The sequence below is a fragment of the Pseudomonas sp. B40(2017) genome (assembly GCF_002112855.1).
Lineage (GTDB): Bacteria > Pseudomonadota > Gammaproteobacteria > Pseudomonadales > Pseudomonadaceae > Aquipseudomonas > Aquipseudomonas pharyngis.
The window spans coordinates 433,977-449,523 of sequence record NZ_NEIT01000003.1 but is presented as its reverse complement, the minus strand read 5'-3'; the positions used below and the strand labels follow the sequence as shown (position 1 = coordinate 449,523).

The window sequence follows — 15,547 nt, the reverse complement described above, 5'->3', positions numbered from 1 at the left end:
TCAGACGGACGGTCATCCATGGCTTGGTTAACCGGTTCAGGTGAGCGAGCTGTCTAGCAAACGGGCGGCAAAGAAGCTGGCAATGGGCCTCATGCCTTTTTAATCGCGACCGGCAGCAAGTACATACGAAATGGATCTAAGCAAAGCGTGACGCGGGCCCTAAGGTGAAGATGTACGTTGTTGTCGTCGGGTTTTGCCGAGGCAGACGTTCTTCAACAGGAAGTGCAGCGCTTGCCATCATGGATATGCAGGCAGGCATCAGGAAATAACAAAAAAGGCGGTCAAGCCATGTTCAAACAACCAAAAGTACGGCAAGCAGGGCTCATTCTTTTCGCCACGACGCTGTTGTTGATTCTGCCGAACCTCACCAAGGTCATCGGCTGATTCAAGCGGCAGGTATTGTTCATCGCCACTGAAAATGTGACTGGCCCGCTATCCGGGCCAGCGTGGCTGTGCCAACCTTTGCGCACTTCCACGACACGGACGGCGATCACTTGAAAACGCTCATTCTGTTCGGGGCCATGCTGCTGAGCATGCCCCTGTCTGCCGCGCAGCTGAACCTGGAGCTGGGCGCGAACAGCCGCACCTGGCAGACCGAGGAATTGCTCAAGCATCCTCAGGTACAAACCCTCACGGTCAAGAATGATGTGTCCTACAAAAAGGACATGACTTATCGCGCCGTGCCGATGGCCGCGCTGCTGACCGGCATCAAACCGGACGATCACCTGCAAGCCGTAGCGCTGGACGGTTTCGCCGCCGAGCTGTCCGCCGCGCCGCTACTGAACAATAAAGGCTCGCGCGCCTGGCTGGCCATCGAGGATCCGGCGCAGCCCTGGCCGCCGCTGTCGGAAGGCAAGCACAGCGCCGGGCCGTTTTATCTGGTGTGGACCGATCCGCAGGCCGGCAATATCAGCCCGGAACAATGGCCATTCGAAGTGGCGAGCATCAAGCGCATGGCTCCGGTGGCCGAGCGCTTCCCTGCCCTGTTGCCGGACCCTGCGTTGAAGGCCGATGACCCGGTGAATCAGGGGTTTGCGCTGTTCCAGAAGAACTGCCTGGCCTGCCATCGCCTGAATGGCGCAGGGGATGCGCAGTTCGGGCCGGATCTCAATATTCCCTACAACCCGACCGAGTACTTCGGCGCGGACTTCCTCAAGCGCTACATCCGCGATCCTCAGAGTCTGCGTCAGTGGCCGCAGGCGAAGATGCCGGGGTTTTCTGCCGAGGTGTTGCCGGATGCGGATCTGCAGAAGCTGATCGGGTATTTGCAGCATATGGCCGGGCGCAAGGTTAAGCCTTGATCACTTGAGTCTTGTAGTGCTCTCACTGGCCTCTTCGCGGGCAAGCCCGCTCCCACAGGTTATGCGCTGGATTTGAATCAGCGGCATTTCTGTGGGAGCTGCGGTGCGACGACTCGACTTGCCAGCGATCGGTATCTCGAATCTTACTGCTGCTGCACCGAGATGATTGGCGCTGGTGTCGGCGACACCAGCACTTTCGCATGCATCTGCTCTGACCCGCCGCCCCGGCGCATGCCGCGCACCGGGCAGGCATCCAGATAATCCAGACCCACCGCCAGTTTCAGGTGCCGCTCCGGCCGCGCCAGTTCATTGGTCACGTCAAAGCTGTACCAGGCGTCATCGATCCAGGCTTCGGCCCAGGCGTGACTGGCGAGATGCTCACAATCCTCGCTGTACAGATAACCCGACACATAACGTGACGGCACCCCGAGACTGCGCGCGCAGGCCAGAAACGCGTGGGCGTGATCCTGGCAAACACCCGCCCGTCCGGCGAATGCCTCGGCGGCGCTGGTGTCGACTTCAGTGGAACCCGGCTTGTAAGTCATGTGCTGGCTCAAACCGTGCATCAGGTCGATCAGTGCATTGCGGTCGCGTCGCTGCTTGCAGGATTGTTCGGCAAACGCCCGCAACGCCTCGTCAGCCTCGGTCAGCCGGGTGAAACGCAGGAACGGCAGCGCCGACTGACTCTCGTGCTCCGCCTCGCGCAATTCGTCGATATCAACCTGCCCCCGGGCGCCGATGATGATCGCTTCGTGGGGCTCGTCCATGGTCAGGACGTGCAGGATGTTGCCGAACGGATCGAGCTGGGCGCGCACCGGGCGCGGCAGGTCAAGCTGCCAGCTCAGCACGTGCTGACGCTCGCTGTCGTGGGGTGTCAGGCGCAGGTACTGGATGCTCGCGCGCACCTGATCTTCGTAGTGATAGGTGGTCTCGTGGCTGATGGAAAGTCTCATGCGGCCTCCAGGTAGGAACTGTGAATGGCGTTGCCCAACTGGCGCACCAGCGGGATGAATTCGGTGAGCCAGGCGTGCAGCCCTTCCTCGAGAATTTCTTGAATGCCGGTATAGCGCAGGCGCGCGTCCATTTCCGCTGCCAGGCGTTGGGCGGGACGGCCGTTGGCCCCCGGTAACTGCGCCAGAATCTGGTCGATTTCTTCGGTGCAGGCCCGCAGCGAGCGCGGCACATCGGCGCGCAACAGCAGCAATTCCGCCACATGCCGGGCGCCGGGCGCATCGCGATAGATCTCGGTGTACGCCTCGAACGAGGACAGCGCCCGCAACAACGCACTCCACTGGTAATAGGCGTGGGCCGTGCCGTCGCTGACCGCTTCGGCCTGATCGCCAGCCATTTCGTAACGGGCGTCGAGCAGACGCAAGGTGTTGTCCGCCCGCTCGATGAACGTACCCAGGCGAATGAAACGAAACGCGTCGTTGCGCATGATGGTGCCGTAGGACGCGCCCCGAAAAAGGTGCGAACGCTCCTTGATCCACTCGCAGAAGCGGCTCATGCCATAGCGGCTGAGGCCCTGATTGGCGATCCCGCGGATTTCCAGCCAGGTGGCGTTGATGTTTTCCCACATGTCCGCGGTGATCCGCCCGCGCACCGCGTGGGCGCTGGCTCGCGCCGCGCCGAGGCAGCTGTAGATGCTCGCCGGGTTGGCCGCGTCGAGGGCGAAGAAGTGCAGCAAGCGCTCGGCATGCAGCTCGCCGTGGCGTTCCAGGTAATCGTCCAGCGTGCCGGTGATCAGCAACGGCATCGCCAGTTCGTGCAAACCGTCGCCACGGCCGTCCTGCGGCATCAGCGACAGCGAATAGCTGACATCGAGCATCCGTGCGAGGTTTTCCGCCCGCTCCAGGTAACGCGACATCCAGTACAGATCCGAGGCAGTTCTACTTAACATGGCAGGCTTCCTTCAATCCTCGACCACCCAGGTGTCCTTGGTTCCGCCGCCCTGGGATGAATTCACCACCAGAGAGCCTTCACGCAGGGCGACACGGGTCAAACCGCCGGGCACGACCCGGGTTTCGCGGCCGGACAATACGAACGGGCGCAGGTCGATGTGGCGCGGCGCAATGCCGTTTTCGACAAAGGTCGGACAGGTCGACAGTGACAGCGTCGGTTGTGCGATATAGGCGTGAGGCTTGGCCTTGATCCGCTCGCGGAACGCATCGATTTCCGCGGTCGTCGCCGCCGGCCCCACGAGCATTCCGTAACCGCCGGAGCCCTGGGTTTCCTTGACCACCAGATCTGGAAGATTGGCGAGGACATGGGAAAGCTCGGACGGGTTACGGCATTGCCAGGTCGGCACGTTCTTCAGGATCGGTTCTTCGTCGAGGTAGAAACGGATCATCTCGGTGACAAACGGATACACCGATTTGTCATCCGCCACGCCGGTGCCGATGGCATTGGCCAGCACCACGTTGCCGGAGCGATAGGACGACAGCAGTCCCGGCACGCCGAGCATCGAGTCCGGGCGGAAGGCCAGCGGATCGAGGAACGCGTCGTCGAGCCGGCGGTAGATCACGTCCACCGCTTTCGGGCCGTCGGTGGTGCGCATGAAGACCTTGTCGTCGCGCACGAACAGGTCCGCGCCTTCTACCAGCTCCACGCCCATTTCCCGGGCGAGGAACGCATGCTCGAAAAACGCGCTGTTGAAGCGTCCCGGTGTCAGCACCACGACGCTCGGGTCGTCGATCGGGCTCGAGCTTTTCAGGGTGTCGAGCAGCAGGTTCGGGTAATGATCGATGGGCGCGATGCGCTGGGCCGCGAACAGCTCGGGAAACAGACGCATCATCATCTTGCGGTCTTCGAGCATGTAGCTCACGCCGCTCGGCGTGCGCAGGTTGTCCTCGAGCACGTAATACGTGCCGTCGCCGTCGCGCACCAGATCGACGCCGGAGATGTGCGAATAGATATCGCGATGCAAATCCAGCCCCTGCATCGCCAACTGGTATTGCTCGTTGGCCAGCACTTGTTCGGCGGGAATGATCCCGGCCTTGATGATGCGCTGCTCGTGGTAAAGGTCGGCGAGGAACATGTTCAACGCCTTGACTCGCTGAATGCAGCCGCGCTCGACAATCCGCCATTCGCTGGCGGGAATGCTTCGCGGAATGGTGTCGAAGGGAATCAGACGCTCTGTCCCCTGCTCGTCCCCGTAGAGCGTGAAGGTGATCCCGGCGCGATGGAACAGCAGATCGGCCTCGCGTCGCCGCTGGGCCAGCAGCTCGTCAGGTGTCTCGGCCAGCCACCGGGCAAACTCCCGGTAATGCGGGCGGATCTGGCCGCCGGCATCATACATCTCATCAAAATAGGTGCGGATCATGCCGTACTCCTTGTCACTCCGGACATACAGGCCTTCGCAAGGCCCGTGCCATCGGCATAAACGCTTTGATTTCAATCGGTTGGATATTCACGCCACACGCACCGCACCATTCCTGTGCGGCAAATGCTCCAACCTGATCGCCCCCGCTTCATTGCGACGCAGTCCCGTCGCCTATCACCAGCATAGTCAGAGTTGATTTCACTGCCCGCAGGCCACTGCGGATAATCCGCGCATCCGCTGCAAAAACGTCGTTGACGAAGTATGCAGCCTAACTGATCCGGCTTGCCTCGGCAGCCCTCCCGGCCGTAACCCTGACCGGTTTCCTCTCCTTCCGGTCTTCCCTTTCAGCCACCTTTTCAGGTGGCTTTTTTTTGCGCCGGTTTCTTGTTTCAGGGTTTTGCCATGCGCTTTCGGGGCCGTAGAAACGACAACGGCCGACCCGAAGGTCAGCCGTAGCTCGACGTGTTGCGAGAGTGATCAGTTCAAACGGTGCCGGTTGCGGATCTCCTGTTTCACGCCCCAGCCTTCGATGATGCCGCCCAAGGGCTCGACCACCGCCGAGAAGCCCTGCTCGAAATCGCCAATGTCGTCGTAGGTTGCGTACATCACCTTGCTCAATTCCAGATACCAGGCGCCGTCGTCGCGCGCACTGACCTGGGCATTGATGGATTCACCGCGAAATTTGCCTGCCGCCCTGCGTGCCCGCTCCTCGTCCGGGAAAATGGCGTAGAACTCGATGGGATGGAATCGGGAAAAATCGAAACCGCCTTCTTTCATGCGGCGCAGCACGCTGCTGCTGATGTCTTCTTGATAGGCTGTGCTCATGAATCGTCCCCCTCGCATAGATGGATAGACTTTCCGTATTCCCTGCACTGGCCCACTGGGCCCGGGTGCTTACGGCAACCGCGTTGCCGGCGGGAAACAAGCATGTAGCTGACAAGACCAGACCTTAGCGATCCGTTCGCTGATCTCGCTTGCAGAGTAGCCCCAAGATAGAGCCGCTGCCAAGGCCTGGTACATGAAGAAAATGAAGATTCAGATTGGGGTGATGCTGCGGATTTCGATGCTGTTCTGGGTTTTCAGGCTTTTTACGCCGGCATCGGCGGTGCGCCCTTCCAGATCGTTCAGGTCAAGCTCGGCGGCGACAGGAAGCAGTCGTTCCTTGATTAGTTGTGCGGCCTCATCGTCACTGGGGCATTCCGCACGCTCGAAGACTTCATCGACAATTTCACCGTGATCATCCACGAAAGTGACTTTCCACTTTTGCATCGGAGCCTCCTCGATCAAACCCGCAAATGGGCTTACCTCTATCTCGACTTTTGTCAGGATTGATCGTTCAAAAGGTTTACATCCGCCGAACATGAAAAAAAGTTATCCCATGTGGAAGCGGGCTTGCTCGCGAAAGCGAACGACCAGTCAACTCCACGTTGAATGATCAGACGCCTTCGCGAGCAAGCCCGCTCCCACAGGGGTTTTATAGTGCTTTTAGTCGTTGCTCGGCTTGTTCACCGCTTGCAGCACGTATTGCGGCAAGGCGAAAGCACCGATGTGGATTTCCGGGTTGTAGTAGCGGGTGACGATGCCGCTGCCGATGAAGCGCTGTTGCAGCACTTCGCGGCTCAGCTTGCGGTAGGCCGGGTTGGTCGAGCCCCAGGCGAAGGTCATCGAACCGCCGATGTAAGTCGGCACGGCCGCCTGATAGAAGTGCCAGTCCGGGAACAGGCTGCGCAGGCGCCCGGCAGTAGTTTTCACTTCTTCGATCTGCATGAACGGCGTGCCGTTCTGGGTCACGAGGATACCGCCCTCGTTCAGGCAGCGGTGGCAGGCCTGGTAAAAGTTTTCCGAGAACAGCACTTCGCCCGGGCCGATCGGGTCGGTGGAGTCGGAAATGATCACGTCGAATTTTTCGGTGGTGGTGGCGACGAAGCGCATGCCGTCGTCGATCACCAGATTCAGGCGTGGATCGTCGTAGGCGCCCTTGGAGTGGTTCGGCAGAAACTCTTTGCACATGTCGACCACGGTGCCGTCGATCTCGACCATGGTGATGTGCTCGACGCTGGCGTGTTTGGTCACTTCGCGCAGCATGCCGCCGTCGCCGCCGCCGATGATCAGCACACGCTTGGCGGTGCCGTGGGCGAGGATCGGCACGTGGGTGAGCATTTCGTGGTAGATGAATTCATCGGCTTCGGTGGTCTGGATCACGCCGTCCAGCGCCATCACCCGGCCCATGCGCGGGTTCTGGAAGATCACCAGGTGCTGGTGTTCGGTGCGCACTTCGTGCAGCAGTTTTTCCATGCGAAAACGCTGGCCGTAGCCTTCGTAGAGGGTTTCCAGGTATTCGCTGGTCTTGGTGACGGTCATGGTGAAGTGCTCCGATGAATGCGCGGGCGCCAATCGTCAGGTTCGATTGCCCGGGAAAGGCGCGCATTCTACGTTGCCGAAGATGACAGGTCGAACCTCAGTTCATCGGCCCGACCCGATCAGGGTGCGAACGGTCAGATCCGCACATTGCCCCGCGGCCCGGCAATCGCCCAGATGATCAGGCCCAGCACCGGCAGGAGGATGATCAGCAGTACCCAGAGGATTTTCATCCCGGTCTCGGCGCCGCTTTTCAGCACATTGATGATCGCCCAGATGTCGAGCGCAAGAATGATCAGGCCGACCAGGCCGTTGAACGTGGAACCCATGGTGTCGCTCCAGAATAGTGGCATGCACTTTTAGGATAGACGGTCGCGCTCAGGGTTCCCTTTTATTGCGCTCAGACGTGAACGGCGACCTTCAAGGCTTCCAGCGACGACGCGGCGGCGATACCGACTTCGGCGCACAGTTCCAGTACGCGCGGCACATCGTTGCCGTAGACCAGCACCACTTGCAGCTCGTCGTCGAGCAACTGGCTGAAGTTCATCAACGTGTAACCGCCGTTTTCCTTGTTCAGGCTGCTCATCTGTACCTGGATTCGGTTGAGCGCGGTCAGCGCCTCGGTTTTGGCCAGTTGCTTGGGCTTGAGGTTGAATTCGACGCCCGGGCCGAACGAGGCAACGATCTGCGCGAACAGTTCGGCGTAGGTGTCGGCCTGGAACAACACGGTCTCCGGCAGGCTGCCGACCACGACCCACTCGCCCAGCGGAATCGGGAAAGTGTCGTCGTAGTTGATGTCCGGGTTGGCGGTCAGAAAAGCATCGGCATCGGCGTAGGCCTGTGCCGCTTCGTCAGCGACCTTCAGGATCTCGTCTTCGCCCATGCAGCCGGAGCTGATTTTGCTGATGAGTTCGGCGAGTGCGGCTTTCATGGGGGCGGATCCTGTGGCGAAGGGAATTTTGAGGGCGCGAAGGATAGCGCATTCTCGCCTTCGCCACAGAGCGGGTTCCGGCCAGCGGCCTCAGCCCAGCAGTTTTTCCAGCTGCGCGGTGGTGTCCACAGCGCCCATGGTGCGGGCCGCGTCCAGCGCGGTGACGCCATTGGCATCTTTGGCTTTCGGGTCGGCGCCCTGGTCGATCAAGTAGTCGACGATTTCAACACGGTTGAACATCGCCGCCATCATCAGCGCCGTGCGGCCATCGAAGGAGGCGCCTTCAATCTGCGCCCCGCCCTCGACCAGGGCCTTGACCACGGCCAGATCGCCCTTGAACGCCGCGCCGGCAATCGGGCTCTGGCCGTTGCCATTGCGTTGTTCCGGATCGGCCTTGTGCTTGAGCAGCACCTGCACCGCGTCCACGTGGCCGTAGTAACTGGCGAGCATCAGCAGGGTGTCGCCTTTGCTGTTCGTCAGGTTCACCGGCAGACCGGCAGTGATCAGGCGATCGAGCATCACCGCATCGCCCTCGCGCGCCTTGTTGAACACCTGTTCAGTGAATTCGGCGGCTTCCTCGGGGGTCATCTGGCGGCTTTGGTCAGACATGGTTCACTCCACTTTCGGTCAATCGGAAAGCCGACAGTTTCCCGAGCGCGGCGATAGCTGTCATCCCCTTTTTTCCAAGACCGCCGATAGCCAATATCAATAGCGGTATTTGCCTGCCCGAATGTCGGCAAGAATTTCATCCGTCACCTGCACGTAGGTTTCGGTCCCCGGCAGCCAGGCATAAATCGGGTCATCCCCCGTCAGGCCGGGGTCGAAGCCTTCGTTTTTCAGGCGCGTCTTCTGGTACTTGAAGGTGCCGGTGGTTTCCATCTTGACCTTGACCCGCAAGAACAGCGGCACCGCGTAGGCCGGCATGCGTTGGCGGGCGAAGGCCAGCAATTCGGCGAAATCCAGGGTCGCCAGCGACTCGGCCGGGGTGATCGCCGCCATCCCGGCGCGACCGTTGGTGTTGGGGATTTCCACGCCATAGGCCACGGCTTCGGAAATGTGCGGATGCTGGAGCAGCAGATTTTCGACCTCGGTGGTCGAGACGTTTTCGCCCTTCCAGCGGTAGGTGTCGCCGAGACGGTCGACAAACTGTGCATGGCCGAAACCGATGTTGCGCAACAGATCGCCGGTGTTGAAGAAGCGGTCGCCCTTGGCGAACACGTCCTGCAGCACGACCTTGGCGGTTTTCTGCGGATCGGTGTAGCCGTCCAGCGGCGCCTTATCGTCGATCCGCGCCAGCAACAGCCCCCGCTCGCCCCGGTCGACCTTGCGCATGAACCCGTCGTCACCGCGAATCGGCTCGCCGCTGTCCTGGTCGTAGGCCACCAACTCCCAGGCCATCAGCGAGAAACCGATGGTGTTGTCGAAATTGAGGATGTTGGTGAAGCCAATATTGCCGTCGCTGGCCGCGTACAGCTCGCAAATGTGATCCACGCCGAAGCGGGTCTTGAACTCGGCCCACGCACCGGGTCGCAGGCCGTTGCCGATCATCTTGCGCACGTCGTGACGACTGTCGTCGGCGCTGAGCGGTTGATCCACCAGATAGCGGCACAACTCGCCGACGTAACCGATGGTGGTGGCGCGGTAGCGGCGCACGTCGCTCCAGAACTGGCGGGCGCTGAACTTGCGGCGAATGGCGAAACCCGAAGCGCCATTGACCGCCGAACCCCAGCACACGCAAAGCCCGGTGGCGTGGTACAGCGGCAAGGTGCAATAGACGATGTCGTCCGGGCGCATATCGAGGGCGATCATGCCGAAGCTCGCCGAACTGCGCATCCAGCGTCCGTGCTTGAACACCCCGGCCTTGGGCAAACCGGTGGTGCCGGAGGTGTAGATGTAGAAGCACGGGTCATCGAAGAAAATCTGCCGGCTGCTGGCCGGGTTGTCGCCCGAAGCGTCGGCACTGGCGCTGATCAGGTTGATATAACCCTCGGGCGCGATGCCCGGATGGCTGAAGGTATCCTGATCGGCAACGAACCAGGCGCGCGCTGCCGGGATCGACACTTGCTCGCGTACCGCCGCAAACGCCGGCAACAACTCTTCACCGACGACAATCGCCGCCGGCATTACCAGATTGATGCTGTGGATCAGCGTATCGCGGGTCTGCGAGGTATTGAGCAGCGCACTGACGGCGCCCACTTTGGCCAGGGCCAGAATCGTCACCAGCAATTCCGGGCGGTTCTCGATGAACACCGCCACCACATCGCCTTTACCGATGCCCTGCCCGTTCAGATAGTGGGCGATGCGGTTGGCCCACTGGTTGACCTGTGAATAACTCAGCACCACCTCGCCCGACAGCAGCGCGGGGCCCTCGGGATTGCGCAGGGTCGCCTGCTCGAATGTCCAGCCCAGGCCACAGGTTTGGGTCGGATCCGTGACGTTGGCCACCTTCATGCCTTTCACCACCCGAGGGATGGCTTTGGCAATCATCGGCAGCTTGCGGAGCATCATGCCCCAGGTAATCGTGTCGCTCGGCGCGTGGCGCATGGCAGCTCCCGTTCGACCTTGACGTGCAGGCCGGATTTTTATTGTCGGGCAATCGGGTGAGGCAACCGGCGCTTCTCGAGCGAGGGTCGAGGCCGAAAATACGTCAGGGCTTCGCGGGCTGTACACGCGGTTTTTGCAATGTTTTGTATCCGCCCGGCGCTGCAACGCACAGCGGGATTCCGACCGGAGATATTGGTTCCATCGGATCGACAGTGATCCCGCAAAATGCAGGATGCACGATGGCCATTCATGCAGATTGCACGACAGACGAAACGAGCTGATTTTATAACTTACTGATTTACAACGATTTTTATAAACATAAATGCTGGCACAATCGCTGCAACTCCCTATACATACTTGCCATTCAAGTGCATACGGAGCTGAAAGACATGAACCTGATCCAAGAAAAATTTACCTCCCTGTTCTCCAACTTCGCCGTCACCACCCAGCCCCGTCCCGATGGCGGGATTCTGCTGACGCTGAAGAGTGCCGACGGCAAAGTGTTCAAGCGTGCGCTCACCTATCAGCAATTGCATACCGGCGACCAACTGTCGTGGGCGATCAGCGCGATCCGTCGTGACCTGGCAGAACAAGCCAGCGAGCTGCCGCAGATCGGCATGCTGCAAAGCCAGCAGCGTTTCGCCCTGCCGACCTATCACTCGATGTAATTCGAACACCGTATAAACAGACAGGCCGTGGAGCTTTCGCTTCACGGCCTGTTTTTTTGCGCGTCGATTGGGTGAACTCAGAACGCTTCCGGCTCAATCCCGGTAAAGCTGTCGACGGTCACATGCCCTGCCAACTCCCCGCCTTCACGGGCCAGCCCGCAGGTTTGCAGGCCGGCAGCCTGGGCGGCGTCGAGTTCCTGGACGATGTCGGACAGGAACAGGATCTCCTGCGGCTCGACCCCGATGGCCTGCTGGATATTGCTGTACGACTGCGCTTCGCGCTTGGGGCCCGACGTGGTGTCGAAGTAGCCGCTGAACAACGGCGTCAGATCCCCTGCTTCCGAGCAGCCGAAAATCAGCTTCTGCGCCTGGATCGAACCGGACGAATAAACAAACAGTTGATACCCGGCCTGATGCCAGCGCTGCAGCGCTTCAACGGCGTCCGGGTAAACATGGCCTTTCAACTGCCCGGCCTGATAGCCCTGTTCCCAGACCATGCCCTGCAACGCTTTGAGCGGCGTGGCTTTGCGGTCTTCGGCGATCCAGGCCAGCAGAACGTCCACAACCCGCTCGACGTCAGCCTGCGGTTCGTTGCTGTCGCGGCGCACGGCGTCCAGTTGCTCGGCAACGTCTGCACGCTGGGCATTCTGGCGAACGAAGTCCGGCAGATGTTTCGCCGCATACGGGAACAGCACGTCGAACACAAAACTCACCGCGCTGGTGGTGCCTTCGATGTCGGTGAGAATGACCTTGATCGACATCGGCTCAGTCCTCCAGACGCGGGAAGCGGCCGGCGATGTCTTCGCCGGTGAAATTGGCGACCCAGCCTTCAGGGTTGTTGAACAGACGAATTGCCACGAAATGCGGGTTCTCGCCCATGTCGAACCAGTGTTTGGTGCCGGCCGGCACCGAAATCAGGTCGTTCTTCTCGCACAGCACGGCGTAGACGTAATCATCGATGTGCAGGGTGAACAGACCACGACCGGCGACGAAGAAGCGCACTTCGTCTTCGCCATGACGATGCTCTTCGAGGAACTTGGCGCGCAGTTCGGCTTTTTGCGGGTGATCGCTGTTGAGGCTGATCACATCGACCGTGATGTAGCCGCGCTCGGTCATCAGTTTGTCGATCTGCTCTTTATAGGCACCGATCACTTCTTCCTGGCTGGCGCCCGGCTGGATCTTCGCGGCGGCTTGCCAGCGGTCGAAGCGCACGCCCTGCTCGGCCAGGGTCGAGGCGATGTCTTCGAAATGGGTCAGCACCTTGTTCGGAATTTCGGGGCTGGAAACGTGATAGACGGACAGGCTGCTCATGGGGCATTCCTCGGTATCGGCCTTGCCGTCCGGTTCTTTCAGACCGGTCGGGCACTGCATTCATCAGGCAAAGGGGCTGGTTCTGGTGAAGTCAGCCTTGGCGGTTCATGACGCTGCGGGTCTTCAACTCGCATTCAAACAGGAATTCAAAGGCCTCGATCTGACGCAGCGCGTCACTCATCTGCGCGCCCCAGGTGTAGAGGCCGTGGCCGCGAATCAGATAGCCGACGCAATCGGGATGGGCGTCGAGCCAAGGCTGCACCTTGGCGGCGAGGCGCGCAATGTCCTGATCGTTGTCGAAGATCGGCACGCGCACCCGGGATTCGTGGGTCGAGATGCCGCTGAAGGCTTTTTGCAATTCGTAGTCTTCGAACTCGATGAAGTCTTGCGGCGTCAGGCGCGACAGCACCGTGGCGTTCACCGAGTGGGTGTGCAGCACCGCGCCGATCTCCGGGCGCCAGCTGTAGAGCTGGGTGTGCAGGAGGGTTTCGGCGGACGGTTTTTTGCCGGGTTCCAGGCTGTTGCCGGACAGGTCGGTGGCGAGCACGTCGTCCAGGCCCAACTGGCCCTTGTGCTTGCCGGAAACGGTCAGCAGCGCTTCGCTCGGTGACAGGCGCGTCGAGTAATTGCTGCTGGTGGCCGGCGACCAGCCGCGACCATAAAGAAAACGCCCGGCGTCGACAATTTGCTGGGCAAGCTGTTCACGGGTAAGGCTCATGGCCTGTCCTCTTGCATTCGAATGGCAATGATAACGGCAGCGGCGAGCGCTGCGAGACTGGCAATACTAAAGGTCAATGTCGCGCCGAGGGCATTCCAGCTGTAGCCGGAATACAACGCGCCGAGCGCGCCACCGGTGCCGGCCAGCGCTGCATACAGCGCCTGGCCCTGCCCTTGCTGACGCGCGCCAAAGCTACGTTGCACGAACGCGATGGCAGCCGCATGAAAGCTGCCGAACGTCGCCGCATGCAGCACCTGGGCAAACAACAGGACCCACAGGAATTCGGCGAACGAACCTAGCAGCAACCAGCGCAATGCCGCCAGCAGAAAACTCGCCATCAGCACCCGCCGCAGGGAAAAACGCGCGAGGATCCGGCTCATGGCCATGAACATCAGCACTTCCGCCACCACGCCGACCGCCCAGACCACCCCGATCACGCCACGGCTGTAGCCCAGACGTTCGAGGTGAAGGGTCAAAAACGTGTAATACGGCCCGTGGCTCAGTTGCATAAGCGCCACGCAACCATAGAACGCCAGCACCCCGGGATGGCGCAACTGCTTGAGAAAGCCCTCGCCCGCCGGCCGGTTGCCCTGGGCCGGTTGCGCATTCGGCACCCACAGGCTGCTGAGCACGATGCCGGCCATGATCAACACCAGCGCCGCCGGGTAGATATCGAGGCTGAGCCACTCGAACAGGCGACCGAGGGCGACCACGGTGATGATGAAACCGATCGAGCCCCAGAGGCGAATCTGACTGTAGCGGGAGGTCTGGCCCTGCAAATGCGCCAGGGTGATGACTTCGAACTGCGGCAGCACCGCGTGCCAGAAGAATGCATGCAAGGCCATGACCATCGCCAGCCAGGCGTAGGTCTTGCTGACGAAAATCAGCGAGAAGGTCAACAGCGTGCAAACCGCACCAAAGCGCACAATGGCCAGGCGCCTGCCGGTGTAATCGCCGAGCCAGCCCCAGATGTTCGGCGCCACGCAGCGCATCAGCATCGGGATCGCCACCAGCTCGCCGATGCGCGCGGCGCTGAATCCGAGATGATCGAAGTACAGCGCCAGAAACGGCGCCGTCGAACCGAGCAAGGCGAAATAGAACAGATAGAAACTGGACAGCCGCCAGTACGGGAGCGCCGCCACGGTCAGACCGCGGCGGCTTTGAGATCACCCATCAAAGCTGACCCAGCACCGGGGTGCTGACGCGCACATCGGCGTTCTGGCCACGGTGGCGCAGCAGGTGATCCATCAACACGATGGCCATCATCGCCTCGGCAATCGGCGTGGCGCGGATACCGACACATGGGTCGTGACGGCCCTTGGTAATGACATCGACCGGGTTGCCTTCGATGTCGATCGAACGGCCTGGGGTGGTGATGCTCGAAGTCGGCTTCAAGGCCAGGTGCGCGACGATCGGCTGACCGGACGAGATCCCGCCGAGAATGCCGCCCGCGTTGTTGCTGAGGAAACCTTCCGGGGTCAGCTCGTCGCGGTGTTCGGTGCCGCGCTGGGCGACGCAGGCAAAACCGGCGCCGATTTCCACGCCTTTGACCGCGTTGATGCTCATCAGCGCATGGGCCAGTTCGGCATCGAGACGGTCGAAGATCGGCTCGCCCAGGCCCGGCATCACACCTTCGGCAACCACGGTGATCCTGGCGCCGACGGAGTCCTGATCGCGACGCAGCTGGTCCATGTAGGCTTCCAGCTCCGGTACTTTGTCCGGATCCGGGCTGAAGAAGGCGTTCTGCTCGACCGAGTCCCAGGTCTTGAACGGGATTTCGATCGGGCCGAGCTGGCTCATGTAGCCGCGAATGACGATGCCCTGGCTGGCCAGGTATTTCTTGGCGATGGCGCCGGCCGCGACGCGCATGGCGGTTTCCCGCGCGGAGCTGCGACCGCCGCCGCGATAATCGCGCTCGCCGTATTTGTGGTGGTAGGTGTAGTCGGCGTGGGCAGGGCGGAACAGATCCTTGATCGCCGAATAGTCCTTGGACTTCTGGTCGGTGTTGCGGATCAGCAGGCCGATGGAGCAACCGGTGGTGCGGCCCTCGAACACCCCGGAGAGGATCTCGACTTCGTCGGCTTCCTGGCGCTGGGTGGTGTGGCGGCTGGTGCCCGGCTTGCGACGGTCAAGGTCGCGTTGCAGGTCTTCAAGGGAAATCTCCAGGCCCGGCGGGCAGCCGTCGACAATGGCGACCAACGCCGGACCATGGCTTTCGCCCGCGGTGGTGACAGTGAACAGCTTGCCGTAGGTATTGCCGGACATGCAGGACGCTCCGTTAAATCGAACCCAGATTCGTGATGCGCGCCAGTATACGCAGGCTAACCGAGTAGTTCATCCTCGAACCTTAGCGGTGTGGGTGAGTCCAACCGGCACCTTGGCAAATGATGGCGT

At 61.0% G+C, this 15,547-nt stretch carries 18 protein-coding genes; 3 read left to right on the top strand and 15 right to left on the bottom strand.

Annotated features, from left to right (window positions below):
* The first annotated feature begins 180 nt into the window (after window positions 1–180).
* Both CAF76_RS28410 and CAF76_RS09560 read left to right on the top strand, forming a co-directional pair.
* Window positions 181–384, top strand: coding sequence for a hypothetical protein (locus CAF76_RS28410; protein ID WP_143491825.1), 204 nt, complete (start codon window positions 181–183; stop codon window positions 382–384).
* A 137-nt stretch (window positions 385–521) separates the two neighbouring features.
* Window positions 522–1,301 (top strand): cytochrome c, encoded by a 780-nt coding sequence (locus CAF76_RS09560; RefSeq protein ID WP_085649386.1) that lies wholly within the window; start codon window positions 522–524, stop codon window positions 1,299–1,301.
* A 143-nt stretch (window positions 1,302–1,444) separates the two neighbouring features.
* Here the strand turns inward: CAF76_RS09560 and CAF76_RS09555 are convergent, their stop codons facing one another.
* From CAF76_RS09555 to CAF76_RS09510, 10 genes are all read right to left on the bottom strand, one after another.
* Complete coding sequence (locus CAF76_RS09555; RefSeq protein ID WP_085649381.1) at window positions 1,445–2,254, bottom strand: transglutaminase family protein; 810 nt, start codon at window positions 2,252–2,254, stop codon at window positions 1,445–1,447.
* Complete coding sequence (locus CAF76_RS09550) at window positions 2,251–3,201, bottom strand: alpha-E domain-containing protein (protein ID WP_007959974.1); 951 nt, start codon at window positions 3,199–3,201, stop codon at window positions 2,251–2,253. The genes CAF76_RS09555 and CAF76_RS09550 overlap by 4 nt, the downstream gene beginning before the upstream one ends.
* A 12-nt stretch (window positions 3,202–3,213) precedes the next feature.
* Complete coding sequence (locus CAF76_RS09545; protein ID WP_039769936.1) at window positions 3,214–4,623, bottom strand: circularly permuted type 2 ATP-grasp protein; 1,410 nt, start codon at window positions 4,621–4,623, stop codon at window positions 3,214–3,216.
* Window positions 4,624–5,100: 477 nt separating this feature from the next.
* On the bottom strand, window positions 5,101–5,448 hold the full coding sequence (locus CAF76_RS09540; RefSeq protein WP_085649380.1) for a ribonuclease E inhibitor RraB: 348 nt from the start codon (window positions 5,446–5,448) through the stop codon (window positions 5,101–5,103).
* A 210-nt stretch (window positions 5,449–5,658) separates the two neighbouring features.
* Window positions 5,659–5,892 (bottom strand): hypothetical protein, encoded by a 234-nt coding sequence (locus CAF76_RS09535; protein ID WP_085649379.1) that lies wholly within the window; start codon window positions 5,890–5,892, stop codon window positions 5,659–5,661.
* Window positions 5,893–6,108: 216 nt separating this feature from the next.
* Window positions 6,109–6,984: a polyamine aminopropyltransferase gene (gene speE / locus CAF76_RS09530; RefSeq protein WP_007959983.1), complete on the bottom strand. Its 876-nt coding sequence runs from the start codon at window positions 6,982–6,984 to the stop codon at window positions 6,109–6,111.
* Window positions 6,985–7,118: 134 nt separating this feature from the next.
* On the bottom strand, window positions 7,119–7,310 hold the full coding sequence (locus CAF76_RS09525) for a PLDc N-terminal domain-containing protein (protein WP_007959984.1): 192 nt from the start codon (window positions 7,308–7,310) through the stop codon (window positions 7,119–7,121).
* Window positions 7,311–7,381: 71 nt separating this feature from the next.
* Entirely contained in the window at window positions 7,382–7,912 is a 531-nt protein-coding gene (locus tag CAF76_RS09520; protein WP_085649378.1) for a hypothetical protein, read from the bottom strand.
* 90 nt (window positions 7,913–8,002) lie between these two features.
* Entirely contained in the window at window positions 8,003–8,521 is a 519-nt protein-coding gene (locus tag CAF76_RS09515) for an ankyrin repeat domain-containing protein (RefSeq protein WP_039769928.1), read from the bottom strand.
* A gap of 96 nt (window positions 8,522–8,617) precedes the next feature.
* Window positions 8,618–10,456, bottom strand: a complete 1,839-nt coding sequence (locus CAF76_RS09510; protein ID WP_085649377.1) for a long-chain-acyl-CoA synthetase — start codon at window positions 10,454–10,456, stop codon at window positions 8,618–8,620.
* Window positions 10,457–10,845: 389 nt separating this feature from the next.
* Here CAF76_RS09510 and CAF76_RS09505 point away from each other — a divergent pair, with 389 nt between their 5' ends.
* On the top strand, window positions 10,846–11,124 hold the full coding sequence (locus CAF76_RS09505; protein ID WP_039769924.1) for a DUF3509 domain-containing protein: 279 nt from the start codon (window positions 10,846–10,848) through the stop codon (window positions 11,122–11,124).
* Window positions 11,125–11,201: 77 nt separating this feature from the next.
* On the opposite strand, the gene mtnC is transcribed toward CAF76_RS09505, so the two are convergent.
* From mtnC to aroC, 5 genes are all read right to left on the bottom strand, one after another.
* Entirely contained in the window at window positions 11,202–11,885 is a 684-nt protein-coding gene (gene mtnC / locus CAF76_RS09500) for an acireductone synthase (RefSeq protein WP_064594630.1), read from the bottom strand.
* A 4-nt stretch (window positions 11,886–11,889) separates the two neighbouring features.
* Window positions 11,890–12,435 carry an acireductone dioxygenase gene (locus CAF76_RS09495; RefSeq protein WP_039770173.1) on the bottom strand — a complete coding sequence of 182 codons (546 nt, stop codon included), beginning with the start codon at window positions 12,433–12,435 and terminating at the stop codon, window positions 11,890–11,892.
* A 91-nt stretch (window positions 12,436–12,526) separates the two neighbouring features.
* Window positions 12,527–13,153: a methylthioribulose 1-phosphate dehydratase gene (locus CAF76_RS09490; protein WP_007959997.1), complete on the bottom strand. Its 627-nt coding sequence runs from the start codon at window positions 13,151–13,153 to the stop codon at window positions 12,527–12,529.
* Window positions 13,150–14,295: an MFS transporter gene (locus CAF76_RS09485; protein WP_085649376.1), complete on the bottom strand. Its 1,146-nt coding sequence runs from the start codon at window positions 14,293–14,295 to the stop codon at window positions 13,150–13,152. The genes CAF76_RS09490 and CAF76_RS09485 overlap by 4 nt, the downstream gene beginning before the upstream one ends.
* A 31-nt stretch (window positions 14,296–14,326) precedes the next feature.
* Window positions 14,327–15,418 carry a chorismate synthase gene (aroC, locus tag CAF76_RS09480; protein ID WP_085649375.1) on the bottom strand — a complete coding sequence of 364 codons (1,092 nt, stop codon included), beginning with the start codon at window positions 15,416–15,418 and terminating at the stop codon, window positions 14,327–14,329.
* Window positions 15,419–15,547: the final 129 nt, after the last annotated feature.

Bases quoted from the DNA above. Each gene is read 5' to 3' on its own strand.
- CAF76_RS09490 (WP_007959997.1), bottom strand. From the start codon at position 13,153: ATGAGCCTTACCCGTGAACAGCTTGCCCAGCAAATTGTCGACGCCGGG.
- CAF76_RS09520 (WP_085649378.1), bottom strand. From the start codon at position 7,912: ATGAAAGCCGCACTCGCCGAACTCATCAGCAAAATCAGCTCCGGCTGC.
- CAF76_RS09495 (WP_039770173.1), bottom strand. From the start codon at position 12,435: ATGAGCAGCCTGTCCGTCTATCACGTTTCCAGCCCCGAAATTCCGAAC.
- CAF76_RS09535 (WP_085649379.1), bottom strand. From the start codon at position 5,892: ATGCAAAAGTGGAAAGTCACTTTCGTGGATGATCACGGTGAAATTGTC.
- CAF76_RS09510 (WP_085649377.1), bottom strand. From the start codon at position 10,456: ATGCGCCACGCGCCGAGCGACACGATTACCTGGGGCATGATGCTCCGC.
- CAF76_RS09515 (WP_039769928.1), bottom strand. From the start codon at position 8,521: ATGTCTGACCAAAGCCGCCAGATGACCCCCGAGGAAGCCGCCGAATTC.
- CAF76_RS09525 (WP_007959984.1), bottom strand. From the start codon at position 7,310: ATGGGTTCCACGTTCAACGGCCTGGTCGGCCTGATCATTCTTGCGCTC.
- aroC (WP_085649375.1), bottom strand. From the start codon at position 15,418: ATGTCCGGCAATACCTACGGCAAGCTGTTCACTGTCACCACCGCGGGC.
- CAF76_RS09550 (WP_007959974.1), bottom strand. From the start codon at position 3,201: ATGTTAAGTAGAACTGCCTCGGATCTGTACTGGATGTCGCGTTACCTG.
- speE (WP_007959983.1), bottom strand. From the start codon at position 6,984: ATGACCGTCACCAAGACCAGCGAATACCTGGAAACCCTCTACGAAGGC.
- CAF76_RS09540 (WP_085649380.1), bottom strand. From the start codon at position 5,448: ATGAGCACAGCCTATCAAGAAGACATCAGCAGCAGCGTGCTGCGCCGC.
- CAF76_RS09545 (WP_039769936.1), bottom strand. From the start codon at position 4,623: ATGATCCGCACCTATTTTGATGAGATGTATGATGCCGGCGGCCAGATC.
- mtnC (WP_064594630.1), bottom strand. From the start codon at position 11,885: ATGTCGATCAAGGTCATTCTCACCGACATCGAAGGCACCACCAGCGCG.
- CAF76_RS09560 (WP_085649386.1), top strand. From the start codon at position 522: ATGCTGCTGAGCATGCCCCTGTCTGCCGCGCAGCTGAACCTGGAGCTG.
- CAF76_RS09505 (WP_039769924.1), top strand. From the start codon at position 10,846: ATGAACCTGATCCAAGAAAAATTTACCTCCCTGTTCTCCAACTTCGCC.
- CAF76_RS09555 (WP_085649381.1), bottom strand. From the start codon at position 2,254: ATGAGACTTTCCATCAGCCACGAGACCACCTATCACTACGAAGATCAG.